Below are 23,426 nucleotides of genomic sequence, written 5' to 3'. Positions count from 1 at the left end.
TGGTGAAGGAGTGACGGGAGTTGTGAAAGGTGACAAGAATTCAGCTTGCTTCGCTGTGTCTTGGCTAAGCGGAGCATCTGCGAGCGGTCCGGTCGCGCACGCCCTCGATCGTTTCCTTTCGTGCGCCCGCCGCTCGCGATCTGCCACCTCCCACACCTTTCACCATCGTCGAGGCTCACTTTGTCGCGTTCGCACCACCTCCGATCCCTCCCCGCCCTCGCAGCCACCGCCTTCATCGCCGCCGCGCCCGTGCTCGCGGCCGGCCCGGCGAGCGCCACCGACGCCGCCGCATGCCAGTCCGCCACCGTGCAGTACCGCATCGTCGGCGCCGATGGAAACGTTGTCGGCACGGACTGGACCTCGCAGGGCGGGTTCCTCCAGTGGGACACCGTCCCCGGCGCTGTCCAGGTCCGGCTGGCCCCCGGCCAGAGCGTCGGAGACGGCTGCAAGTACCCCGTCTCCCTCGCCGAGTACACCGCCGAGGGCCCCAACTGGTACACCTAGGGTCACCAGACCATGGTCGACAAGGCCACTGTCTACCTCACCGCCAAGGACGTCGCCGGTGCGGACGACGCGCAGCACACCTGGCAGCAGCTGAAGGTCAAGTCGCCCGACTGCTATGGCCAGATCGACCTGTACGGCGACGACGTCACCTACGACGGCGGAACGGGTGAGGGCCACGGCCCGCTCCCTTACCAGCCCGACAACATCATGACGCCGTACCACCTCATCGCGGCCTGGAACGGCGGCGACAAGGAGTGCACCCCCAGCACGCCGGACTCGTCCACCCCGACTCCGATCCAGCCGGCCTCGGCCCCGCCCGCGACGCCGTCGACCCCGGCCGACAGCACGCCGCCCGCCGAGGAGTCGACCCCGCCGGCCAGCCCAAGCCGTCGACGACGCCTCCCACGTCCGCGCACGTTCCGCCGCTGCAGTCGACGCCGTCCGCCACTCCGAAGCCGACCCCCAACGGTGGCAACCAGCCGCTGGCGGAGACGGGTTCCAACGCGCCGGTCGGCCTCATAGCGGGCGGAGCGGCCCTGGTGATCGCCCTCGGCGGCGGCGCGGTGTACATGGCCGGCCGCGCTCGCCGCTCCTCCTGACACAGACACGCCCGGCGTGAACTGACCGCCCCGCCCCGTGAGTTGTCACGGGGCGGGGCTCACGGCCGTGGCCAGGGACGCCCGCCGAGCCGCTCGATGTCGGTGTTGAAACGCCGTAGAAAAGCCGCGAAGGCGTCGATGTCCTCGTCCGACCAGCCGTCCATGATCTGGTCCAGGGACCGGACGAGCCCCTCGCGTTCCTCGTCGAGCATCCGCGCGCCCTGGTCCGTGATGCGGAACTTGCGGGCCATGCCGCCCTGGGGATCGGGGATGCGCTCCACCAGCCCGGAACGCATGGCCGCCGCCGTCTGCCGGTTGAGGGTGGACGTGTCGAGACCGAAGGCGTCGCTCAACTCGCCGATCGACATGGGCCCTTGGATGCGGATCCGGCTCAGCAGGATGTAGGCGCTGCGCTCCAGCACGCCGTCCTTGCGGCGACCGCCCTTCTGTGCGAGCAGCCCGTGCCGGCTGAGGAGCATCTGCTCGTACTCGACCTCGCGCGTGCGCCTGTCCATCGGTCCGCTGCCTCCTGCTTCCCGCCGATGCCGCCGCCGTGTCATGCGGTTCGGGGCGGCCGGGCCCATCCTCGCACGAGGGTATGCATCATCCCCATCACATGGCTGATACATACGATGTGTACGATGCACATTCCTTCACGTCCCGACCGAACAGATATGCCGAGGAGTCCCGTCATGGACGCCCCCCAGCCCTCAGCCCGCGCAGGCGGCGTGATCGCCACGCTGGCCTTCGCCGGCACCACGGCCGCGATCATGCAGACACTGGTCACGCCGCTCATCGCCGACCTGCCGGAGATGCTGCACACCTCGTCCTCGAACGCCGCGTGGGTGATCACGGCCACCCTGCTGGTGGCCGCGGTCTGTGTGCCGGTCGTCGGCCGCCTCGGCGACCTGCTGGGCAAGCGCCGCATGCTGCTCGCCTGCTCCGTCCCGCTGATCGTGGGCTCGGTGGTCTGCGCGCTCTCCTCGTCCGTAGTCCCGATGATCGTCGGACGCGGTCTGCAGGGCATGGGCATGGGCATGGTCCCCCTCGGCATCGCCCTCCTCCGGGACGTGGTCCCGCAGGAGCGGCTCAGCCCCTCCATCGCCCTGGTCAGCGCGTCCATGGGCATCGGCGGCGGCCTCGGCCTGCCGATCGCCGCGGCCATCGCCCAGTACGCCAACTGGCGTGCCCTGTTCTGGGGTTCGGCCGCCCTCGCCGCGGTCGTCGCCGCGCTGATCTGGTTCCTGATCCCGGACGTACCGGCCGCCGCCAAGGGCCAGCGCTTCGACGCTCCCGGCGCCCTCGGCCTCGCCGTCGGCCTCGTCTGCCTGCTGCTCGGCATCTCCAAGGGTGCCGACTGGGGCTGGGGTTCGGCCACCGTGCTGGGCCTGTTCGCCGTCGCGATCGTGGCCTTCCTGTCCTGGGGCGTGTGGGAGCTGCGCACCGGTGACCCGCTGATCGACCTGCGCACCACGGCCCGACCCCGGGTCCTGATCACCAACATCGCCTCGGTCTTCGTCGGCGTCGGCATGTACTCCAGCATGCTGGTCGTACCGCAGCTGCTGCAGTTCCCCGAGGCCACCGGCTACGGCCTGGGCCAGTCGATGCTCGCGTCCGGCCTCTGGATGGCGCCCGGCGGCATCATGATGATGATCGTCTCCCCGCTCGGCGGAAAGCTCACCAACGCCCGCGGCCCCAAGTTCACCCTGACCAGCGGCGTGCTCGTGATCACCGCCGGCTACGCCCTGGCGATGGGTCTGATGGGCTCCGCCTGGGGCCTCATGATCGTCTGCATCGTCATCAACAGCGGCGTCGGCCTGGCCTACGGCGCGATGCCCGCGCTCATCATGAGCTCGGTCCCGCTCTCCGAGACCGCCGCGGCAAACGGCTTCAACACCCTCATGCGCTCGCTCGGCACGTCGATCGGCGCCGCGGTGATCGGCGTCGTCCTCGCCCAGATGACCAACACGGCGGGCGGCTACACCTTCACCTCCGAGGGCGGCTTCCGGACCGGCCTGATCATCGGCGGCGGCGTCGCCCTGCTCGCGGCTCTCGTCGCGGCGGCGATCCCGGCGGCACGGCAGACCGCGCCGAGCGAGGAGAAGGCCGAGGCGGTCGGCGAGTTGGAGGACGCGGGGGTCGAGTCCTGAACTTGGTGGGCTGAACGTACGGGGGGTGTGCTGCCCGTGTCGGAGGAGTGGGGGATCGCTCCTTGGCGCCGGGCAGTGGGCTGTCTGGTGGTCAACTCGCCGGTGGGCTACGGGAGTTGCGCTGAGTCGGTTGCTCTGTGCCGCTCCTGGGTGCACCGCGGCCCTCTCATCACCCACCCGGGATCGACCGCGGCCGGAGACCGATCCGAGCCGCTCAACTCACACCGCAATCAGCTCAGTTGCGCGGTCCAAGGCCCTGCAACGCGTCGTTGAGTTGCGTCGCGGTGAGGGCGGGAGCGGGGAGCGTGACCGTAGCGGGCGTGGCGCGCAGGCCGTCGAGAAGGAGGGCAAGGGGGCGACGCCAGGCGTCGCCCGAACCCGACCGCTTCGACCTACGGCGCAGGGGCCCCGGACACCTCGCCTTCGGCCACGGCCTCCACCACTGCCTGGGAGCACCCCTGGCCCGTACCGAGGCCGCCATCGCCGTACGCCTCCTCCTGCACCGCTGCCCGGACCTCGCCCTCGCCGCCGACCCCGCGACACTGACGTGGCGGACGAGCGCGCTGCTTCGGGGCCTGAGCGAACTGCCGGTGCGTATCGGCCCGTCGGGAGATCCGGGCCGCTCCGACTAGTCCAAGTCCAGCACGCCGGTGGGTAGTTGGGGGTCCGGCCAGTGAGGTTCGTAGCGCCACTTCCCCAACCCCCGTTCCACAGCGAACGGCCCGACACCCCCCTCGATCATCGCGACCGCCTCCTCGCGAGCCTTCTCCACCGCCCGGTGATCGGCCTCGCTGACCACCCCCAACCGGCGGCCGTGGGTGTACTCGTCCTCGTCCTTCCAGTCCCACCGCGACAGATCGGGCGCGACCACCAGGTCCAGCAGCAGGTCGAAGGTGTCGAAGCCGATGGACGTCCGGCGCATCGGACGCTGGAAGTTGACGTACCAGTGCGTGAGCCGGCCGTCTCCCGCGGCGTCGAAGAACGCGTTGACGCTGAACCACGTGTCGGGCGGCACCCATTGGAGCAGGGCCGTGTCCCGCCAGGACCACCGACCGAGCTGCCAGTCGCCGTCGGCCAGGGTCGGCAGGGCGCGCAGCCGGGCGGTCTCGTCGCCGGTGAGGAGCCAGTCGATCCAGGTCGTCGGGGCCAACAACTCCGCGCCCGGCCGGCACCCCAGAACCAGCGCCTCGGCGGTGTCCTCGACGACCCGCGAAGCCTGAGCACTCCACACCTTCCGCCGGAACACGTCACGCCGTACGGCGGTCTCACTCGGCTGGAACTCCTGCATGCGCACCTCCGGTCGCTCGGCTGACTCATGTCTGCCCGCGCGCCACCGCCCGGAACTCCAACGGCGTACGACCCTCCCGCTTGCGGAAGAACTTCGCGAAGTCGGTCGGATCGCCGAAGCCGAGGGTGCGGGAGATGTCCGCCGCCCTCGCGTCGGTGTGGACGAGGAGGCGCTTGGCCTCCAGGAGGATGCGGGCGTCGAGGAACTGCTTCGCGGTCGTGCCGGTGGCCGCGAGAGTCGCGCGGGTGAGGGTGCGCGGGCTGTAGCCGAGGGCGGCGGCGTAGTCGGCGACGTGGTGGCTGGTGCGGAAGTCCCGTTCCAGGGCCGCGCCGTAGCGGCGGAACGTGTCGTCGGCCGGTGCGGACGACACCGGGTCCGGGCGGACGTGGGACAGCCGGAGCAGCAGGACGGCGAGGAGCATGCGGAGGGTCTGGAGGTGGGCGTCGAGGGGGAGCGAGGCCAAGTCGGCGTACTCATCGGACAGGTGACGCAACGTCAGACCGGCAGCGTGCGCGTGCGGGCCCGTCGGGAGCAGCGGTGACTGGTCGAAGGGCGGCTCGGCCAGGACGAAGCCCGGCTGCCAGATGACGATCGTGCCGCGGGCCGTGGTGAGGTCGTCGGGGACGTACTGGTGCACCTGTCCGGGGCGCACCCACAGCCAGCCGCCCGTCTCCACCACGCAGTCCGTGAAGTCCACCCGGTGGCGAAGGGTGCCTGCCGTGACGTGGATCAGGTGATGGAAGTCCGGGCGCTGCGGCGCCGACAGGTCGATGCCCCGGCGCGCACCGCGGGCAAGCAGCTCGGTGAAGTCCAGGACGTCCATACCGATGGGCGCGCTCAGCGACGGACGGTACGACACGTCGGTGATTTCGGTGCGATGCTGACCGTTTTTTCCCATGGTGAGTCCTGAGCCTACCCTCGTCCGGCAGCGAACCGCTCCTACGGTCGAAAGCACAGAGACCGGACTGGGCAAGGAGCTGGACGACGTGCGACTGATCGTGGGGATGACCGGAGCGACCGGGGCCGTCCTCGGTGTCCGGCTGCTGGAGCAGCTGGCCGAACTGCCCGAGGTGGAGACGCATCTCGTTCTCAGCCGCTGGGCCCGTACGACGGTCGAGCTGGAGACGGGACGCACCGCCCGTGAGGTCGCCGAGCTGGCCGACGTCGTCCACAACCCGGAGGACCAGGGAGCCACCATCGCCTCCGGGTCCTTCCGCACCGACGGCATGGTGATCGTGCCCTGCTCCATGAAGACCCTGGCCGGCATCCGCACCGGCTACGCCGACGGGCTGATCGGACGGGCCGCGGACGTGATCCTCAAGGAACGCCGCCCGCTGGTGCTCGTGCCGCGCGAGACACCCCTGAGCGAGATCCACCTGGAGAACATGCTTGACCTCGCGCGCAAGGGCGTACGGATCGTGCCGCCGATGCCCGCCTTCTACAACCACCCCGCCTCGGTCGACGACATCGTCACCCACATCACCTCCCGCGTCCTCGACCAGCTCGACCTGCCCGCCCCCGCCGCCAAGCGCTGGGAAGGCATACGGCCCGCCCGCGACGCACGCATCCACCCCGCCGCCTGAGACAACAGTCCCCTCACGTACGGAGCCCACCCATGCCCTACGACGACCTGCGCAGCTTCCTGGACACCCTGGACAAGGAGAACCAGCTGCTCCGGATCACCGAACAGGTCCTCCCCGAACCGGACTTGGCCGCCGCCGCCAACGCTGCCGGACGCATCGGTGAAGGCGCCCCCGCCCTCTACTTCGACAACGTCAAGGGCTTCACGGACGCCCGCATCGCGATGAACGTGCACGGTTCCTGGCGCAACCACGCCCTCGCCCTCGGGCTGCCCCCGGACACCTCCGTGCGCGAACAGGTCGAGGAGTTCGCCCGCCGCTGGGACGCCTTCCCGGTCGCACCGGAGCGCCGCGAGGACGCGCCCTGGCGGGAGAACACCCAACAGGGCGCCGACATCGACCTGTTCAAGGTCCTCCCGCTGTTCCGGCTCAACGACGGCGACGGCGGCTTCTACCTCGACAAGGCCGCCGTGGTCTCCCGCGACCCACGCGACCCGGACCACTTCGGCAAGCAGAACGTCGGCACGTACCGCATCGAGGTCATCGGCCGCGACCGCCTCGCCTTCCAGCCGGTCCCCATGCACGACGTGGCCCAACACCTGCACGCCGCCGAGGAGTTCGGCGAGGACCTCCCCATCGCGATCACCCTCGGCAACGACCCGGTCGTCACGATCGTCGCCGGCATGCCGATGGGCTACGACCAGTCCGAGTACGAGATGGCCGGTGCCCTGCGCGGAGCCCCCGCCCCCATCGCCACCGCACCGCTCACCGGCTTCGACGTCCCCTGGGGTTCCGAGGTCGTCATCGAGGGCGTGGTCGAGAGCCGCAAACGCCAAATAGAGGGCCCCTTCGGCGAGTTCACCGGCCACTACTCCGGCGGCCGACGCATGCCGACGATCCGTATCGACCGCATCTCCTACCGCACGAACCCGGTCTTCGAGTCCCTCTACCTGGGCATGCCGTGGACCGAGGTCGACTACCTCGTCGGCCCCAACACCTGCGTCCCCCTCCTCAAGCAACTCCGCGCCGAGTTCCCGGAAGTCCAGGCCGTCAACGCCATGTACACCCACGGCCTCGCGGTGATCGTCTCGACGAAGAAGCGCTACGGCGGTTTCGCCAAGGCGGTCGGCATGCGCGCGATGACCACCCCGCACGGCCTCGGCTACGTCACCCAGGTCATCGTGGTGGACGAGGACGTCGACCCCTTCGACCTGCCGCAGGTGATGTGGGCGATGTCCGCGAAGGTGAACCCCCAGGACGACGTGGTCATCGTCCCCAACCTGTCGGTCATGGCACTGGCACCCGCTGCCAACACCCCAGGAATCACCAGCAAGATGATCATCGACGCCACGACCCCCGTCGCACCGGACAACCGGGGCCACTTCGACACCCCGGTACGGGACTTGCCCGAGACCCCGGAGTGGACAGACCGGCTGCGCGCCCTCATCGCCGCCCGCTGACCCGATCCACGAACCATCGTCAGGAGTCACCCCTCATGACCTGCCCCCGTTGCGCCCACGACACGCTCGACACCGTGACCACCTCGCCGGTCCCCGGCGTATGGGACGTACTCCAGTGCGTCCGCTGCCTCTACATGTGGCGCACCACCGAACCCGACCGCCGTACGCGGCGCGAGGCCTACCCCGTTGAGTTCCGCATGACGCAGGCCGACATCGAGGCCGCGCCGGAGGTGCCCGTCGTACCGCCCTTGGCAGCCGGCCGAGCCCACTGAAAACCTGGTCAGATGGCCAGGATCGCGCGTACCCGCTTGCCGCCCCCGGTGAGCGGGGTGACATCGAGGCGGTGGGCCAGGCAGCGGACCATGGCCAGGCCGCGTCCGCTCTCGCCCTCGGCCGTCAGCGGCCGCACGCGGGGAGGGGTCGGATTGTCGTCGTAGACCTCGACCGTGACACGCTCGTCGGACAGTTGGAGGCGCAGTCGGCACTCGCCGCGCCCGTGCTCGGTCGCGTTGGCGACCAGCTCGGAGACGATGAGCGTCGCGTCGTCGATCTGCTCCGCGTCGACCCGGGCCATTCGATGACGGGAGCGGGCGAGGAACTCCGAGGTCAGCCTGCGTGCCTGCCCCGCCGACGCGGCCTCGTCCGGCAGCAGGTACTCCACGCGTACGGAACGCCTATGGGTACGCCGATGCGCACGCATGGCGAATCACTTCCCCTCCTAGGACACCCGGTATCCCCGCGGCGCCACACCGCACCGGGGCCGCTGCATGTCTCGCGCGGCGGGTCCTGCACAGTTCACTTGCCCGGTGTCCGTGATCGCCAACCAGTCGGCGCCAGTTGGTTGTCGCCGATCAGGAAATGTCCGTTCTCGGACTCAATTGGGTAAAGCGGCGGGCACGGCAAGGGGATTGCCTGGCAGCCTTGCGATGTCCAAAGGTGGGGGAGGGGCCCCTGCGCGGAAGGCGGCTCCCGGATGCCGCGACGCCGTTGGAGTGGACCATGGCCGCAACGAAGCCGCAGCGCAGTCTCTCCGTGCTGACCTGGCTGCCCGCCGCGGTGATGGCGGTGGTCGCGGTCGGGGACCTCGTCACGGGGCCGGGCCTCGGCTTCCTCCCGCTGGCCTCCCTCGGGCCGGCCTTCGCCGGACTGGTGGGCAGCTGGCGTCGTACCGCGTGGTTCGGCGCGGCAGCACTCGCGCTGTGCGTCGGGCTCGGCCTGTACGACGGACTGTTCCAGGAACGCAGGGGCTTCCTGGCCATGGTGTCGGTCGTGGGCGTGACCGGCGCGGGCATCGCCGCCGCCGTGATGCGCGGACGCCGCGAGGCCGAACTCGCCAGCGTGCGGTCCATCGCGGAGGTCGCGCAGCGAGTACTTCTACGACCCGTGCCGCTGACCGCGGGACCCCTCCAGGCGGCCGTGTCGTACACCTCGGCCGTCGCGGAGGCCCGTATCGGCGGTGACCTCTACGAGGTGGTCGCCTCCCCGCACGGGGTGCGGGTGATCGTCGGCGACGTGCAGGGCAAGGGCCTGGCCGCCGTCGAGACGGCCGCCGTGGTGCTCGGCGCGTTCCGGGAGGCCGCGCACGATGAACCCGACCTGGTGGGGCTCGGCGAGCGCCTGGAGCGCAGCGTCTCCCGGGTGCTGTCCGACGAGAAGTTCGTGACCGCCGTCCTCGCCGAGATCGGCACGGACCACGAGGTGCTCTTCCTCAACTACGGCCACCCGCCCCCGATGGTCGTACGACGCAACGGCGCCGCCGACTTCCCCGTGCCGCCCTCCTACGCCCCGCCGCTCGGCCTCGGCGGCGCCCAGGGCAGCGAGACCCCGAAGCCGTTCTCCGTACGCTTCGCACCGGGCGAGCAGTTGCTCCTGTACACCGACGGCGTCACCGAGGCCCGCGACGAACGCGGCACCTTCTATCCGCTCGGCGAGCGGGCACACCTGCTGAAGGAGCCCGACGCGCAGAGCGCGCTGGACTCCCTGCGCGAGGACCTGGTTCGCCACACGGCCGGACCGCTCCACGACGACGCCGCGATGCTCCTGCTGCGCTATCACGGCCATGCGGCCACGACAGGGGACGCGCCCCCCACCCGGTAAGCACCACGGGACGTGCGTGGCGGGCGCATCGATCCGTCCACTTCCTTGTTTCGTCAATCAAGTAAACTGGTGCCATGAGCACGCCCGAGCAGCCACTGCGCCCCATGAGTCCGCACGAGGAAGAGCTGGTGCGCGAACTCGCCCGGGTGATGCTCGTGCTGCCCCGCGCGGTCGACGCCGACATGATGCGGGAGCAGCGCCTGCCGCTGTCCGAGTACACGACCCTCATGCACCTGTCCGAGGCCACGGACCGACGGATGCGCATGAGCGAGCTGGCGTCCGTCTGCAACCTCTCGCTGAGCGGCATGACCCGCATCGTCACCCGCCTGGAGACACAGGGCCTGGTCGAACGGGAACGGTGCGCCGAGGACGCCCGCGGCTGGAACGCCGTCCTCACCGACCAGGGCCTCGCCCGCCTCCAGGAGGCATGGCCCGCCCATCTGTCCAGCGTCCGGCGCCATGTCCTCGACCACGTCGACGCCGCCGACCTGACCCGGCTCCTCGGCCTGATGCGCCGTATCGCCAACTGACACACCGAGCAGATCCAAGGAGTACGAGATGACCACCCCGACCGCCCCCTTCGCCATCACGCTCGGCCTGGACACCTTCGGTGACGTCACGAACGACGCCGAGGGCACCCCGCTGACCCACGGCCAGGCGATCCGCCGCCTCGTCGAGGAAGGCGTCCTCGCCGACCAGGTGGGCGTCGACCACTTCGGTATCGGCGAGCACCACACCGAGGCGATGCCCTTGTCGGCCGCCGACATCGTCCTCGCGGCCATCGCCGCGCGCACCGAGCGCATCCGCCTCAACTCGGCGGTGACCGTGATCAGTTCGGACGACCCCGTCCGCGTCTTCCAGCGCTACGCCACCCTCGACGCCGTCTCCGCGGGCCGCGCCGAAGTCATCCTCGGCAGAGGGTCGAGCACCGAGTCCTTCCCGCTCTTCGGCTACGACCTGAACGACTACGAGGAGCTGTTCGAGGAGAAGGTCGCCCTCTTCGCCGAACTGCTCAAGGAGAAGCCCGTCACCTGGTCCGGCACCACCCGCGCCGCCCTCGACGGTCTCTCCGTCTACCCGCACAGCGAGACGGGCTCGATACCCACCTGGATCGGCGTCGGCGGCAGCCCCCAGTCGGTGATCCGCACGGCCCAGTACGGGTTCTCCCTGATGCTGGCGATCATCGGCGGAGACGTGGCCCGCTTCGCCCCGTTCTCCCAGCTGTTCCGGCGGGCGCTGGCGGAGTTCGGCCACCCCGCACGGCCGATCGGCGTACACGCGCCCGGCCATGTCGCCGCCACCGACGAACAGGCGGTGGAGGAATTCGTGCCGGCCTTCCAACAGCTGATCGCGAGCGTGGCGCGGGAGCGCGGCTTCCGCACCCCGACCCGCGAGAGCCTCATGCAGGACGTCGGCCCCGGTGGCGCCCTGCACGTCGGATCGCCCGAAACCGTGGCCCGCAAGATCGCGGACACGCTCAAGACCCTCGACGCCACCCGCTTCAACCTGAAGTACGGGATCACCGGAATGCCCCACGACACCCTCATGACCAACATCGAGCTCTACGGCACGAAGGTGGCACCGCTGGTACGCGAACTGATGGCAGCCTGATGCCCCAGGCCGAGCAACCGGTCGATCAGACCGGGCCCTCGGCAGTCGGCGAAGGCATCGCGTGCGGACGCAGGACCATGAGCTCACCTTCCAGTGTCGCCACCATGGCGAAGGGGAACCGGTCGACCTCAAGGCAGAGCGCGACGTCATCGGGATGGGCTCCCTGACGCACCCCCTGCCTGAGGTCTGCGGCGGCCTGCGACTCGGCAGCGCGGCGGACGAAGTCAGCGGGGTCCGTCCCGGCCTCGGTCGTCCTCCGGGCTATGTAGTGAGCACACGCCAGATCTTCCTCGGCCCGACCGTCGTCGCCGGTCACCACGAACGTGACACTGCCACTCGCGCGCGTCCGCAGGAGCTGAGCCGTCGCCCCCGCCACCACGAAGCCGGCGCACAGCACCAGCGACGCGTCCTTGACCGCGAGGGCGCCGACCGTCCCTGCCGTGGTCTTCTGCACAACGGTCCGTCCGCCGAGGTCCGTCGACCGCAGCAGGCCCGGGGAGTTGACGGCGTCGAACCCCGGCGCGGGCGGACCGTCCTTGAGCGTCACCCAGTCCGGGTGGCGGGCCTTGAGCGCCAGGGCCTCGTCCAGCGACCCGGCGAGAACGATCTTCTCGGCCCCCCGGGCAAAGGCCCAGGCCGCCACGGTGAAGGCACGCATGACGTCGACCACGACCGCCACGGACGGGGTTTCGGTCAACTCGGCGATACCGAGGAAATGAGAGTCCATTCCGACCATGATCGCGCATGCCCGGCCCGAAGTACCCACCCGGGATGAGGTTCTCGCCGCCCTGGGGGAGGCGGCGACCCCTACGCTGCCGAACCGTCAGTGGATGTCGTAGCCGCGCGTGAACGACTTGAAGGTGTGGCTGAAGTACCAGGTGTCCTGGGCGATCCCGGAGCAGTTGTTGGTGCCCCCGGTGCCCACACAGTTGCCGTTGTCGCGCTGGAGTGCCCAGAAGGCGAGCGTGTTGATGCCCTGGGCGACGGCCCACTTCTTCACGGTGACGGCGTTCTGCGTGGTGAAGGTCTCCGCGGGGCCGAAGTCGTCGATGCCGGGCATCTCGGTGACGCCGATCATCTTCCACAGCTTCGCCGGGTTCTTCTTCGGGTAGAGCGCGGCGAGTTGGGCGTGCAGGCCCGTGGCGGCGGTCTTGGTGTCGGCCGCCATGTCGTGGGTGGCACCGTCGTAGTAGTCGAACGTCATGATGTTGACGACGTCCACGCGCGCGCCGTTGTCGACGGCGTTCTGCAGCAGGGCCACGCCGTTGGGGGCGAGACCGGTGGTGGTGGTCGGCAGCGTGTAGGAGAACTGCACGCTGCGGCCGGTGCGTTCGGCCCAGCGCTGCACCTTCGCGATGGCCTTGTTGCGGCGGTCGATACCGGCCGTGTTGTTGATGGAGTCGGCCTCGATGTCGAGGTCGATCCGGCTCACGCCGTAGGTCGTGACCAGGCTTTCGTAGACCTTGGCGATGGCGTCGACATCGGTGCAGCTGTCGGCCAGTTCGGTGTTGGTGGTGTCCGCGCTGTAGCCGCCGAAGGACGGTATGACGTTGCCGCCGCGCGCCTGGATCGTGGCGATGTCCTTGCCGAAGGTGGACTGGGCGATCGGCTGGGCGGGCAGGCCGTTCCAGTACGCCGTGCAGGAGCCGGCCGCCTCGGTCTGCAGGAACGCCATCGTGAGGTACTTGTTGCCCGAGGCGGCGGCGAGCGCGGCCGGGCTCTCACCGGTCCACGCCTCGAAGTACGGCGCCGCCACGTGGTCCGGCATGGGCTGCGCGCGGTGCGAGGCGTCCGCGTCACCCCCGCCGAGAGCAACAAGCCCTGCGGACAAGGCTGTTACGGCCGCGCAGGACAGCGACGCGCGAAGAGGCCCAGGTCGTCTCATTGACGCTCCCATGGTGAAAGGAGAGAAGTCGCCCCTGACCGGGACGAACAGCGACCATAGTTGGACTAGACCAATCGCCTGTCAAGGTTCTTTGCAGTGAACTGACCGGTACGGCGCGGGAATTCGCTGAGCGGCGCGCACCCGCGCTAGTGGTGGTTGTGGTGTTCGTGTTCCTGTTCCTGCTCGCCGTGATCCAGTGAACCGCCCATCATCCGCAGCATGGCCGGGCCGCCGCTGCGCAGGAACCGTACGACGAGACTCGCGGCCAGCAGCAGGAAGGCGATGTTGAGCCAGGTCGTGTAGTTCCAGGTGATCCCGTCGTCGGGGATCTTGGCGTCGGCCTGGTCGGGGATCAGGCCCAGGCCGCCGAACGCGAACTCGACGATGTACCCGGCGACGGCCATCGCCGTGAAGAAGGTGACCAGCAGGAAGCCTGCCATTCGGGCGCCGTAGTACTTCCGGTAGATGTTCAGGATCGGCAGGATCAGCAGGTCGGCGTAGATGAAGGCGATCACCCCGCCGAAACTGATGCCGCCCTTCCACAGCACCACCGCGAGGGGCACGTTGCCGATCGAGCAGACGAAGGTCGCGATGGCCACCAGGGGGCCGACGAGCGGTCCCACCAGCTTCGCGGCGAGGGGGTGGTCCGCGAGGAAGAACGTGTGCCAGAAGCTGTCCGGCACCCAGGCCGCGATCGCCCCCGCGATCAACAGCCCGGCCACCAGGTCGCGCAGGATCGCCGCCCACTCCATCACGAAGATGTGCGCGACGGACGTGAACCCGTCCCGCGAGAACAGCCTGCGGACGAAACTGCCCTCACCCCCGATCGACATGTCCATCGCCGCATGCCCCTCCATGGAACCGGCCACCCCACGCTCCGCCTGCTCCTGCGCCCGATCCAGCAGGCGCTGACGCAGGAAGAGACGGAACAGCACCGCGAGTACCACGATCATGATCGGCCCGCCGACGAACTCGGCGGCGGTGAACTGCCAGCCCATCAACAGGGCCAGGATCACGCCGAGTTCGACGACCAGGTTGGTGGAGGCGATCTCAAAGGCCATGGCCGCGGTGAAGTTCGCGCCCTTGCGGAACAGGGAACGGGCGAGGGCCACGGCCGCGTACGAGCAGGAGGACGAGGCGGCCCCGAGCCCGGCGGCCAGGGTGAGCGTACGCGGCCGGTCGTCACCGAGCAGTCGTACGACCGTCGACCGACGCACCACCGCCTGCACGACGGCGGAGAGCGTGAAGCCGAGGATCAGCGCCCAGGTGACCTCCCAGGTCATCGAACCGGCAATCGACAACGCGTGCCCGATCGCTTCCATGAACCCGCCCCTCTCCGGTGTACGTCGGCCAGGACTATACCCGTAGGGGGTATCCAGCGCATGCATTGCGGCCGGACGCGAGGGGAGTGACATCAGGCATCTCGGCCGACCGGATCGCCGCGTGACCGGACCTATCCGGTGCGGCGCCCGTGGCGACGCAGGGCGAGCCCGCCCACGAGAGCCGCCTTCGCCACGACGACCGTCACCAGGAAGCCGACGGCCCAGCCGGTCCACGACGTGTGGGCCAGGACGGTTCCGCCGAGCGCGAGGTGTACGGCTACGGCGACGACTGCCACGCCGATGAGGAGGAACCTGGTCCGGCCGCCGGGCCGTCGGCGCGTTGGAACCGCCTCGCCGGGCGCGTCGACGGACGCCTCGGACGACTGCCATTCCACCCGCAACGGATCGCGCCTGCTGAACCTGCCGAGGTGCGTGGTGACGAGATCCCGAAGCCGGCCCAGGTTTTCCTGGTCCTCGGCCTCGACGCGCACCCGCAGTGCGCCGGGGACTGCCCGCAGGATGCACTGCCCCCAGGGCAGGCGGAGCAGCCCGTCGTTGTCCGACCACTCGACCTGGATCTGGTCGGGCCGAACCTCCGGGAGCGCGTGTGTCCGCGGACGATGGCTCAGGTGACGGCCCTTGTTGTCGAAGTGCTTGCAGAGTTGGGCGAGATACCGGCCGGGGCGGTCGGTGGCGATGTGTGCTTCGGCGGTGAGCATGGGTTCCTCGGTTCGGTGGGGCCTGGGGGTTGGGGATTCAGGTGCGGGTGAGGGTGGCCAGCCAGGCCGGGATGCCGTCCGGGTCCGTGGTGATCTCGATACGGTCGGCCTCGATGGAGTCGGCCTGCCAGCCGTCGCCGAACGCGACCTCGATCTCCCGCCGGGTCACCGCGTGCGCGCGCCCCCAGGACCCCGGCGCCCGATCGCTGAAGCAGAGGACGAAGCAGCGCCCGCCCGGCGGGAGTACGGCCCGCAGTCCGGTGACGTACGCGGCGCGGTCGGCGGCGTCGAGGACATGGAAGAGCCCGCAGTCGAGCACGGTGTCGAACTGCTCGTCCAGGTCCGCCAGTCGGCGGGCGTCATGGCGGAGGAAGCGGGCCTTGCGACCTCGTTCCCGTGCCTTGGTCCCGGCGGTGCGCAGGGCGCGGGCGGCGAGGTCGATGCCGGTGGCGTCGAGACCGAGGTCGGCGGCCAGGAGCGTGTGTTCCCCCGTCCCGCACCCGGCGTCGAGGACCCGGCCGTGCAGGGCACCCGACTCGGCGAGGGCGAGAAAGGCGGGTTGGGGGCGTCCGATGTCCCAGGGCGGTCGACCGACGTAGAGATCGTCGGGCAGTCGCGGCGCCTGGCGGTCGGGCCCGTGGAGTGGAGGATCGGTCATGCGATGTCCTTCCGTGGCGGGCGGCTGCGAGAGGTGCGTGTGGTCGCCCAAGTCCTCGTCGTCTGCCGCCCCGACAGCTTTATCGAGACACTGTGTCGCTGTCAATGCATGGTGTCTCGACAGTGGCGAGACGTATGCTGAGGCCGTGCCGAAGCTCTGGAACGAGACCATCGAGGAGCACCGCCGCGCCGTACGCGACGCGGTGCTGGAGACCACGGCGGTGCTGGTGACCGAGCGTGGGCTGCGCTCGGTGACGATGTCGAAGATCGCCGAGGAGAGCGGGATCGGCCGGGCCACGCTGTACAAGTACTTCCCGGACGTCGAGTCGATCATGACGGCGTGGCACGAGCAGCAGATCGCCGGGCATCTCCACGAACTCGCCGAACTGCGGGACGGTTCCGGCAGTGCGGGGGAGCGGCTCGGAGCGGTACTGGAGGCGTACGCGTTCATCCAGCAACGACGCCACGGCCACGGACCCGAACTCGGCGCGCTGCTGCACCAGGGCGACCACGTCGTCGGCGCCGAGCAGCACCTCCACCGCTTCCTCCGTGAACTCCTGGCCGAGGGCGTCCAGGCCGGCGACATCCGCGACGACGTCTCCCCGGACGAACTGGCGACCTACTGCCTCCACGCCCTCGCCGCGGCCGGCGTCCTGCCCTCCAAAGCGGCGGTACGACGACTCGTCACGGTCACGGTCACGGGGCTGCGCCCGACGCCGGAATGACGGGATTTCCGGCGACCTCCCGTTCAACCGATCGGTTGAACGAGGCTTCAACCTCGCGCACGTACCTCGCTCCGTACGGACGACGCGAACGCTCTCTGGGCGGCTGAAGAATCACCCATGGCCATGGCGCCGGGTTCCCGGCCACGCAGCCCATGGCCTCACCCCCCCATCAGAGAGGCCTCGTATAGTGTCCAGCTTTCTCAGTAGGCGACGTGTACTTGCCGGTGGAGCCGGTGCCGCCCTCGGGATGAGTGTGCTCGGTGCCGCAGCCACTCCCGCCGCAGCCGCCTCGCCCGGGCGGTCTTCCCGGAGCGCCTCCGGAGCCGAGGAGACCAGGACGCTCGACGAGCTGTACCGGGCCGCGCTGGCGGACGGCGGCAAGCTGGTGGTCTACGCCGGTGGTGACACGCCGACCCAGCAGGACGCCACCAAGACGGCCTTCCGGAAGCGTTTCCCGGACATCGATCTGACGCTGATCGTCGACTACAGCAAGTACCACGACGTACGCGTGGACAACCAGTTCGCGACCGGGACCCTGGTACCCGACGTCGTACAGCTCCAGACCGTGCAGGACTTCACGCGCTGGAAGGAGCAGGGCCGCCTGCTGCCCTACCGGCCGGCCGGGTTCTCGAAGGTCTACGACGGCTTCAAGGACCCGCAGGGCGCCTGGGTCGCCATCGCCGCGGTGGGCTTCAGCTTCCTGTACGGCGTCGACGCGGTCGGTGCGGATGCCCCGAAGACCCCGCTCGACCTGATCGACCCGAAGTGGAAGGGCAAGATCGCCTCGCCCTTCCCGCACGACGACGACGCGGTCCTCTACCTCTACTCGCTGTACGTGCAGCAGTACGGCTGGGAGTGGGCCGCCGCGCTCGCCGGACAGGACGTGCGGTTCGCCCGCGGCGCCGACTCCCCGATAGGCGCGGTCCTCCGCGGGGAGAAGCAGATCGGCCTCGCCACGGCGGGCACGCTGGCCTCCACGTCGCCCCTGAAGTGGGTCGTCGCCGACGGCCACCCCTTCATGGCCTGGGGCCAGCGCGCCGCGATCCTCAAGCAGGCCAGGAACTCGACGGCAGCGAAGCTCTACCTCAACTGGCAGCTGTCCGACGCCCAGCAGCAGGCGTCCTTCAACGGCTGGTCGGTACGCACCGACACCACGCTCCCGGCGGGACTGAAGCCGATCTGGGAGTACCCGAACGCGCACCTCGACGGCTTCCCCGCCTTCATGGCCGACCGCGCCGCCGTCGAGCGCTGGAAGCAGACCTTCGCCCTCTACTTCGGTGAGGTGAAGGGCGATCCCACACCGGGCTGGCTGGGGCTGCACCCGGGGGCGTAGCGGGCCCCGCTGTTCACACCGCTCATACAGGTGGCGGATAGACTCGGCGGCCCTGTCCGGATCGTTCGTCCCAAGGGGATCTGCCGTGTCCGCTCGCGCTCCGCTGACCGCTCGCGGCAGTCGGCTCACCCTGGAGCACGTCTCCCACCTCGCGTTGTTCCTCGTCGTCGGGGCGGGCTTCGTACGGCTCGCCCTGGTCGACGTCCCGCTGTGCTGGTACATCGTGAGCCTCAGCGGAGCGCTGGCACTCGTGTACGCGGGCGGACTGACGTGGTGGGACCGGCTCGGGTCGCTCGGCCGACGGACGTGGATCCCGCTCCTGCTCCTGCTGTGGACCGTTCTCACCCTCCTCACCCAGGCGCCGCTGACAACCGCCTACGTGTGGTGCGCCCTTCCGATCGCCTGCGCGGCCCTTCGCGTGCTCGGCCGACGCGCCGCCGTGATGACCGTGGCCGCGATCACCGTCGTACTCGTGGGGTCGCTCGTCCGGTCCACGGGCCGGTTCGATCCCGAGGTCGCGTTGGTCCCCGTGGCGGCGGTGTGGGCGACCGTCGGCCTCTACCGGACGCAGCAGCGGGACGCGGCACTCCGGCAGCGCCTGGTGGAGGAACTGCGGGACACCAGGGACACCCTCGCCAAGCAACAGCGTCAGGCCGGAGTGCTGGCCGAGCGGACCCGGATCGCCCGCGACCTGCACGACACCCTGGCCCAGGAACTCGCCGGCAGCGTGATGCTGTTGCAGGCGGCCGAGCGTGACTGGGACGAGCGGCCGGACGTGGCGCGCACCCGGGTCCGTGCCGTGGCCGACGGCCTCGGCGGGAATCTGGCGGAGACCCGGAGGATCATCCGCGATCTCACTCCCGCCGCCGTCGCCGAGGCAGGCCTGGAGGGCGCGCTGCGTCTGCTGTGCGCCCGCTCCCGCACCGAAGGCTCCGGGGTCCGGGTCCAGTTCCGCGCGGTGGGCGCATATCAGCCGGTACTCGACGACCACGCGGCCACCACCCTCTTCCGTGTCGCCCAGAGCACGCTGGCGAACGTGCGTGAACACGCCCGTGCCGGGAGCGTGTTGGTCACCTTCCGACGGCACAGGGACCGGGTGGAACTCGAAGTGAGCGACGACGGGCTGGGCTTCGACCCCGCCGCGGCCCTCGCGGCCGGTGCCGGCACGGACCGCGGATTCGGATTGCCCGCGGCCAGGGCGCGACTGCGCGAATGCGGCGGAGACCTCGACGTCAGCAGCGTGCCGGGGCGGGGGACCCGGGTCCGCGCCACGGTGTCCGCCGCACCCCGGATCCAGCCGCTCGCGCCGCTCACCGCGGCGAGCGCCTCATGACCGCCGGACCGCTCCGCCTCCTGATCGCGGACGACCACACCGTCGTACGGGCCGGACTGCACGCCCTCCTCGACGGCGAACCGGATCTCGACGTGATCGCCGAGGCCGGCAGCGGTGAGGAAGCCGTACGCCTGGCAGTCCGGTTGGCGCCCGATGTCGCGTTGATGGACCTGCGGTTCGCCGGACCGGGCAGCGGGATCGATGGCGTCGAGGCCGTCCGTCGGCTCGCTCTGCAGGCGCCGGGCGTGGCCGTGGTGATGCTGACCAGCTATGCCGGACGAGCCGATGTCGTACGGGCGTTGGAGGCGGGCGCCCGCGGCTATGTGCTCAAGGCCGGGCCGCCGGAGGAACTCTTCCAGGCGGTCCGTACGGCCGCCGCCGGCTCGGTGGGGCTTGCGGCGGAGATCGTCGGTGAACTCGTCGGCCAAGTCGTCAGCCCCGCCCAGGAGTTGACCCTGCGCGAGGTCGAGGTCGTCCGGCTGATGGCCGAGGGGCGCAGCAACCGGGCCATCGCCGAGGCGTTGTTCCTCAGCGAGGCCACGGTCAAGACCCATCTCGTGCGGATCTACCGCAAGTTCAAGGTCGACAACCGGGCGGCGGCCGTGTCGGAGGCCGTCCGCCGCGGGCTGCTCGAACTCACCTGACGGGCTGGCGTACCACAGCGACATCCCTGGGGGAGAGGACGGGGAAACCGTCCTCGCCCGCGCTGCCGACCAGCAGGTCCCCGGACAGGCCGGTCAACGGCACTGTCCCGTCGGTCCGGTTGACCAGGAACAGATAACGGCTGTCGGCGTCCCGGCGCACGGTCAGCTCCACAACTCCCCTTGCGGCGTCCGGCAGTTCACTGCCGACACCGGCGGGCGCGAGCAATCGGGGCAGCAGCCCGGTGAGGCCCTCACGGCCCAGTCGCGTGGAGACGTACGCGGCCGAACCCCCGCCCACCGTACGGCGGGTGACGGCGGGGCGGCCGGTGTACGCACCGCTGCGGTAGTGGGCCAGCACCTCCACCTCAGGGTCGGTCACCGTGATCCGGTCGGTCCACAGGGAGCCCGTGGCGGCCCCGTCGAGGTCCAGCTCGACTGTGTCGCCGTCGAGCAGCGGGCCGAACTCCTCGATGCGGATGCCCAACAGGTCGCGCAGGGCGCCCGGGTAGCCGCCGAGCCAGATGTGGTCGTTCTCGTCGACGACACCGGAGAAGTACGTGGAGACCAGGTGGCCGCCCTGCTCGACGTACCGCGTGAGTTCCTTGGACAGGGCCGCCGGGATCATGTGCAGTACCGGCGTGATCACCACGTCGTAGCGGTCGAGGGCGGTCTGCGCGGTGACGATGTCGGCCCGCACGCCGAGGTCGAGGAGGGCGGAGTACCAGTCCAGCGCCTCCTGGCGGTAGTCGAGCCGGTCGGTCGGGTGCGAGTCCTGCTCGCTCGCCCACCAGGACTCCCAGTCGAAGACGATGCCGACCCGGGCCGTCTCGCGGTCCGAACCGGCGACCGGAGCCAACGTCCGCAGCGTGCGACCGAGTTCGGCCACCGCGCGGAAGACCTCGCTGTCGGCTCCGGCGTGCGGCACCATCGCGGAGTGGTACTTTTCGGCGCCGGCCGCCGACTGGCGCCACTGGAAGTAGCAGACGGCGTCGGCGCCGTGCGCGACGTGCAGCAGCGAGTCACGGGCCAGGTCGCCGGGGCGCTTCGCCACGTTGACGGGCTGCCAGTTGACGGCGCTGGTGGAGTGCTCCATCAGGAACCACGGACGGCCGGCGGAGATGCCGCTGACCAGGTTGGCGGAGAAGGAGAGCTCGTCGCGGTCCTGCGAACCGGGCGTGACGTAGTGGTCGTTGGAGACGAAGTCGATCTCGGCGGCCCAGTCGGCGTAGTTCATGCCCTTGGTGTTGCCCATCACCATGAAGTTCGTGGTGACCGGCACGTCCGGCGTGATCTCGCGCAACAGGTCGCGCTCCGCACGCAGATGGTCCTTGAGCGCGTCGGAGGAGAAGCGCTTGAAGTCGAGCTGCTGGGTGGGGTTCGGGAAGGACGCGGCCAGCCGCGGCGGCAGTATCTGCTCCCAGTCGCTGTACCGCTGGGACCAGAACGCCGTGCCCCAGGCCGAGTTGAGCGCGTCGATCGTGGTGTAGCGGGCGCGCAGCCAGTCGCGGAAGGCGCGGGCCGCGTCGTCGGAGTAGTCGTAGACGTTGTGGCAGCCCAACTCGTTGGAGACGTGCCACGCCACCAGTGCGGGATGATCCGCGTACCGCTCGGCCAACTTCCGCACCAGGCGCAGCGCGTGCTCACGGAAGACCGGCGAGGTGGGACGCCAGTGCTGGCGGCCCCCCGGCCACAGGGTCTCGCCGGCGGCGGTCACCGGGAGGATCTCCGGGTGCTCCGTGCTCAGCCACGGCGGCGGGGACGCGGTCGCGGTGGCCAGGTCGACGCCGATGCCGCCCGCGTGCAGCAGGTCCATGATCTCGTCGAGCCAGCCGAAGTCCCACTCGTCCCGGGCCGGTTGGATACGGGCCCAGGAGAAGATCCCCACGGAGACGATGTTGACGCCGGCCTCGCGCATCAGCCGGATGTCCTCGTCCCACACCTCGCGAGGCCACTGCTCCGGGTTGTAGTCGGCGCCGTAGGCGAGGCGGGGTGTGGCGTCACCGTCCGGCCCGTGCCGCAGCTGGGACAGGAGGGTGGAGATCATGGTGGTCCTTCCGGTTACTGCACAGGCGGTACGAGACGCGTGGTGGATTCCGGAGCCGACGCCGAGCGAACTGCTGCTCGGCGTCGGCTCCGGAGGAGGTGCCGGTTACTTCTTCGAGCGGGTCACTTGTTGACCGTGAAGCCCTGCTCGTTGCCGTACTTGACGGAGGCGTCCTGCCAGCTCTTCAGACCCTGAGCCAGCGTGGTGCCCGAGATGTAGGCCTTGCCGACGGTGTCGTTGAAGATCGAGTTGGCGTACTGCTGGAAGGGCAGGTACGACCAGTCGGAAGCGACCTCGGACGCGGACTGGGCGAAGATCTTGTTGGCCTGCTGCCCGCCGAAGTACGGGAACGCCTTGTCCTGGAACGCAGCCGACTGCTGCTCCGCCTTGGTCGCCGGGAAGGCACCCTGGTCGACGCGGGTCTGGACACCGGCGCCGGCGTTGGCGTACTCGACGAACGCGTAGGCGAGTTCCTTGTTCTTGCCCAGCGTCGGCAGGGCGAGGGACGAACCGCCGTTCTCCGCGCTTGCCTTGGCGCCCGCGGTCCACTGCGGCATCGGGGCCGCGCGCCAGTCACCGGAGGCACCGGCCACGCCGCTGACGAAGTTGGCGGGCATCCAGGCACCGGTGGTCAGGGTGGCGATGGTGCCGTCACCGAGGCCCTTGTACCAGTCGTCGGTCCAGCCGTTGATGGGCGAGACGAGCTTCTCGTCGAGGAGCTTCTGCCAGGTCTCCGTGTACTTCTTGGCGCCCGCGTCCTCGAAGTTGACCGTCACCTTGGTGCCGTCGACCTTGTAGGGGCGCGAACCGGCCTGCCACAGCATGCTGGTGGTGAAGCCCGCGTCACCGGCGTCGTTGGCGATGTACGCCTTGGGGTCGGCCTTGTGCAGCTTGCGGGCCGCGACGACGTACTCGTCCCAGGTGGTCGGGACGGCGATCTTGTACTTGTCGAAGACCTTCTTGTTGTAGAACATCGCCATCGGGCCCGAGTCCATCGGCAGGCCGTAGACCTTGTCGCCGTCGCTCACCGCGTTCCACGGACCGGCCGTGTACTTGGAGGCCAGCTTGGCGGCGCCGTACGGCGCCAGGTCGCTGAGACCCTTGGTCAGGGAGTACTGGCTGAGCGCGAAGTACTCGACCTGGGAGACGTCCGGGACGCCCTTCCCGGCCGCGATCGCGTTCGACAGCGCGGTGTAGTACTTGTCACCGGACTTGTCGCTGACCAGGTTGACCTTGACCTTGGGGTACTTCTTCTCGAAGTCGGCGGCGACCTTCTTCAGCGTGGGCTCCCAGGCCCAGACCGTGACCGAGCCGCCCTTCTTCAGGGCCGCCTGGATGTCCGAGGCGGAGACAGCCTTGGTGCTGGAGCTGTCGTCGCCCGAACTGCCGCACGCGGTCGCCCCGAGGGAGAGGACGGAGAGGAGGGCGAGGCCGCGCAGCAGGCGGCCGGTGGTTCTGCGCATGGAGATGCTTCC

25 protein-coding genes and 2 pseudogenes are annotated in these 23,426 nt (G+C 69.9%); 15 read left to right on the top strand and 12 right to left on the bottom strand.

From position 1 onward, the window contains the following. The first annotated feature begins 180 nt into the window (after window positions 1-180). Both AB0I69_RS23235 and AB0I69_RS23230 read left to right on the top strand, forming a co-directional pair. Window positions 181-504 carry a hypothetical protein gene (locus AB0I69_RS23235; RefSeq protein WP_363097559.1) on the top strand — a complete coding sequence of 108 codons (324 nt, stop codon included), beginning with the start codon at window positions 181-183 and terminating at the stop codon, window positions 502-504. 254 nt (window positions 505-758) lie between these two features. Further along, complete coding sequence (locus AB0I69_RS23230) at window positions 759-1,103, top strand: hypothetical protein (RefSeq protein WP_363097558.1); 345 nt, start codon at window positions 759-761, stop codon at window positions 1,101-1,103. 59 nt (window positions 1,104-1,162) lie between these two features. Here the strand turns inward: AB0I69_RS23230 and AB0I69_RS23225 are convergent, their stop codons facing one another. Then, window positions 1,163-1,618 carry a MarR family transcriptional regulator gene (locus AB0I69_RS23225; protein ID WP_363097557.1) on the bottom strand — a complete coding sequence of 152 codons (456 nt, stop codon included), beginning with the start codon at window positions 1,616-1,618 and terminating at the stop codon, window positions 1,163-1,165. Between the two features lie 177 nt (window positions 1,619-1,795). Here AB0I69_RS23225 and AB0I69_RS23220 point away from each other — a divergent pair, with 177 nt between their 5' ends. Continuing rightward, window positions 1,796-3,253, top strand: coding sequence for an MFS transporter (locus AB0I69_RS23220; protein WP_363097556.1), 1,458 nt, complete (start codon window positions 1,796-1,798; stop codon window positions 3,251-3,253). Window positions 3,254-3,488: 235 nt separating this feature from the next. On the opposite strand, the pseudogene AB0I69_RS23215 reads toward AB0I69_RS23220, so the two are convergent. Further along, window positions 3,489-3,623, bottom strand: a pseudogene (locus AB0I69_RS23215) (TetR/AcrR family transcriptional regulator); the annotation flags it as partial. Window position 3,624: 1 nt separating this feature from the next. Here AB0I69_RS23215 and AB0I69_RS23210 point away from each other — a divergent pair. Beyond that, window positions 3,625-3,885: pseudogene (locus tag AB0I69_RS23210) on the top strand (cytochrome P450); the annotation flags it as partial. Here AB0I69_RS23210 and AB0I69_RS23205 read toward each other — a convergent pair. Together AB0I69_RS23205 and AB0I69_RS23200 are read right to left on the bottom strand one after the other, a co-directional pair. Next, on the bottom strand, window positions 3,882-4,541 hold the full coding sequence (locus tag AB0I69_RS23205) for a DUF402 domain-containing protein (protein WP_363097555.1): 660 nt from the start codon (window positions 4,539-4,541) through the stop codon (window positions 3,882-3,884). The pseudogene AB0I69_RS23210 and the gene AB0I69_RS23205 sit on opposite strands and share 4 nt — an antisense overlap. Before the next feature lie 25 nt (window positions 4,542-4,566). After that, window positions 4,567-5,439, bottom strand: a complete 873-nt coding sequence (locus AB0I69_RS23200) for a helix-turn-helix transcriptional regulator (protein ID WP_363097554.1) — start codon at window positions 5,437-5,439, stop codon at window positions 4,567-4,569. Window positions 5,440-5,527: 88 nt separating this feature from the next. Here AB0I69_RS23200 and AB0I69_RS23195 point away from each other — a divergent pair, with 88 nt between their 5' ends. From AB0I69_RS23195 to AB0I69_RS23185, 3 genes are read left to right on the top strand one after another with little or no spacing between them, the layout of a single operon-like run. After that, the gene (locus tag AB0I69_RS23195; protein WP_363097553.1) at window positions 5,528-6,124 is read left to right on the top strand and encodes a non-oxidative hydroxyarylic acid decarboxylases subunit B; all 597 of its coding nucleotides are present in this window, start codon (window positions 5,528-5,530) and stop codon (window positions 6,122-6,124) included. Window positions 6,125-6,156: 32 nt separating this feature from the next. Continuing rightward, a complete protein-coding gene (locus tag AB0I69_RS23190) occupies window positions 6,157-7,581 on the top strand; it encodes a non-oxidative hydroxyarylic acid decarboxylases subunit C (protein WP_363097552.1) in 1,425 nt (474 codons plus the stop codon). Window positions 7,582-7,616: 35 nt separating this feature from the next. Then, complete coding sequence (locus AB0I69_RS23185; protein ID WP_363097551.1) at window positions 7,617-7,853, top strand: non-oxidative hydroxyarylic acid decarboxylases subunit D; 237 nt, start codon at window positions 7,617-7,619, stop codon at window positions 7,851-7,853. An 8-nt stretch (window positions 7,854-7,861) separates the two neighbouring features. Here AB0I69_RS23185 and AB0I69_RS23180 read toward each other — a convergent pair whose 3' ends face one another. Continuing rightward, complete coding sequence (locus tag AB0I69_RS23180; RefSeq protein ID WP_363097550.1) at window positions 7,862-8,281, bottom strand: ATP-binding protein; 420 nt, start codon at window positions 8,279-8,281, stop codon at window positions 7,862-7,864. Window positions 8,282-8,580: 299 nt separating this feature from the next. Between AB0I69_RS23180 and AB0I69_RS23175 the strand changes: the two genes are divergently transcribed. From AB0I69_RS23175 to AB0I69_RS23165, 3 genes are all read left to right on the top strand, one after another. Then, window positions 8,581-9,678: a PP2C family protein-serine/threonine phosphatase gene (locus AB0I69_RS23175; RefSeq protein ID WP_363097549.1), complete on the top strand. Its 1,098-nt coding sequence runs from the start codon at window positions 8,581-8,583 to the stop codon at window positions 9,676-9,678. A gap of 74 nt (window positions 9,679-9,752) precedes the next feature. Further along, window positions 9,753-10,208: a MarR family transcriptional regulator gene (locus AB0I69_RS23170; RefSeq protein ID WP_363097548.1), complete on the top strand. Its 456-nt coding sequence runs from the start codon at window positions 9,753-9,755 to the stop codon at window positions 10,206-10,208. A gap of 28 nt (window positions 10,209-10,236) precedes the next feature. Continuing rightward, entirely contained in the window at window positions 10,237-11,289 is a 1,053-nt protein-coding gene (locus tag AB0I69_RS23165; protein ID WP_363097547.1) for an LLM class flavin-dependent oxidoreductase, read from the top strand. A gap of 25 nt (window positions 11,290-11,314) precedes the next feature. Here the strand turns inward: AB0I69_RS23165 and AB0I69_RS23160 are convergent, their stop codons facing one another. The 5 genes from AB0I69_RS23160 to AB0I69_RS23140 form a co-directional block, all read right to left on the bottom strand. Then, the gene (locus AB0I69_RS23160) at window positions 11,315-12,016 is read right to left on the bottom strand and encodes a 2-phosphosulfolactate phosphatase (protein ID WP_363097546.1); all 702 of its coding nucleotides are present in this window, start codon (window positions 12,014-12,016) and stop codon (window positions 11,315-11,317) included. 96 nt (window positions 12,017-12,112) lie between these two features. Next, window positions 12,113-13,120, bottom strand: coding sequence for a chitinase (locus tag AB0I69_RS23155; RefSeq protein ID WP_363097545.1), 1,008 nt, complete (start codon window positions 13,118-13,120; stop codon window positions 12,113-12,115). A 200-nt stretch (window positions 13,121-13,320) separates the two neighbouring features. Beyond that, complete coding sequence (locus AB0I69_RS23150) at window positions 13,321-14,496, bottom strand: permease (RefSeq protein ID WP_363097544.1); 1,176 nt, start codon at window positions 14,494-14,496, stop codon at window positions 13,321-13,323. Window positions 14,497-14,627: 131 nt separating this feature from the next. Then, window positions 14,628-15,215: a DUF2218 domain-containing protein gene (locus AB0I69_RS23145; protein ID WP_363097543.1), complete on the bottom strand. Its 588-nt coding sequence runs from the start codon at window positions 15,213-15,215 to the stop codon at window positions 14,628-14,630. Between the two features lie 37 nt (window positions 15,216-15,252). Further along, window positions 15,253-15,873, bottom strand: a complete 621-nt coding sequence (locus AB0I69_RS23140; protein WP_363097542.1) for a class I SAM-dependent methyltransferase — start codon at window positions 15,871-15,873, stop codon at window positions 15,253-15,255. Between the two features lie 145 nt (window positions 15,874-16,018). Between AB0I69_RS23140 and AB0I69_RS23135 the strand changes: the two genes are divergently transcribed. From AB0I69_RS23135 to AB0I69_RS23120, 4 genes are all read left to right on the top strand, one after another. Continuing rightward, window positions 16,019-16,597: a TetR/AcrR family transcriptional regulator gene (locus AB0I69_RS23135; RefSeq protein WP_363097541.1), complete on the top strand. Its 579-nt coding sequence runs from the start codon at window positions 16,019-16,021 to the stop codon at window positions 16,595-16,597. A 247-nt stretch (window positions 16,598-16,844) separates the two neighbouring features. Then, window positions 16,845-17,930 carry an extracellular solute-binding protein gene (locus tag AB0I69_RS23130; RefSeq protein WP_363097540.1) on the top strand — a complete coding sequence of 362 codons (1,086 nt, stop codon included), beginning with the start codon at window positions 16,845-16,847 and terminating at the stop codon, window positions 17,928-17,930. An 85-nt stretch (window positions 17,931-18,015) separates the two neighbouring features. After that, window positions 18,016-19,263, top strand: coding sequence for a sensor histidine kinase (locus tag AB0I69_RS23125; protein ID WP_363097539.1), 1,248 nt, complete (start codon window positions 18,016-18,018; stop codon window positions 19,261-19,263). Next, the gene (locus tag AB0I69_RS23120) at window positions 19,260-19,907 is read left to right on the top strand and encodes a response regulator transcription factor (RefSeq protein WP_363097538.1); all 648 of its coding nucleotides are present in this window, start codon (window positions 19,260-19,262) and stop codon (window positions 19,905-19,907) included. Before AB0I69_RS23125 ends, AB0I69_RS23120 begins: the two co-directional genes overlap by 4 nt. Here AB0I69_RS23120 and AB0I69_RS23115 read toward each other — a convergent pair. Further along, window positions 19,900-21,951: a beta-galactosidase gene (locus tag AB0I69_RS23115; protein WP_363097537.1), complete on the bottom strand. Its 2,052-nt coding sequence runs from the start codon at window positions 21,949-21,951 to the stop codon at window positions 19,900-19,902. The genes AB0I69_RS23120 and AB0I69_RS23115 overlap by 8 nt on opposite strands. Here AB0I69_RS23115 and AB0I69_RS23110 point away from each other — a divergent pair. Continuing rightward, complete coding sequence (locus tag AB0I69_RS23110; RefSeq protein ID WP_363097536.1) at window positions 21,950-22,084, top strand: hypothetical protein; 135 nt, start codon at window positions 21,950-21,952, stop codon at window positions 22,082-22,084. The genes AB0I69_RS23115 and AB0I69_RS23110 overlap by 2 nt on opposite strands. Here the strand turns inward: AB0I69_RS23110 and AB0I69_RS23105 are convergent. Then, window positions 22,074-23,414, bottom strand: a complete 1,341-nt coding sequence (locus AB0I69_RS23105; RefSeq protein ID WP_363097535.1) for a sugar ABC transporter substrate-binding protein — start codon at window positions 23,412-23,414, stop codon at window positions 22,074-22,076. The two genes, AB0I69_RS23110 and AB0I69_RS23105, sit on opposite strands and share 11 nt — an antisense overlap. Window positions 23,415-23,426 lie beyond the last annotated feature (12 nt).

It is taken from the genome of Streptomyces sp. NPDC050508 (assembly GCF_040655155.1).
GTDB lineage: Bacteria > Actinomycetota > Actinomycetes > Streptomycetales > Streptomycetaceae > Streptomyces.
Note: the sequence above shows the minus strand (reverse complement) of the source record. Positions and strands in the feature narration are given on the sequence as shown.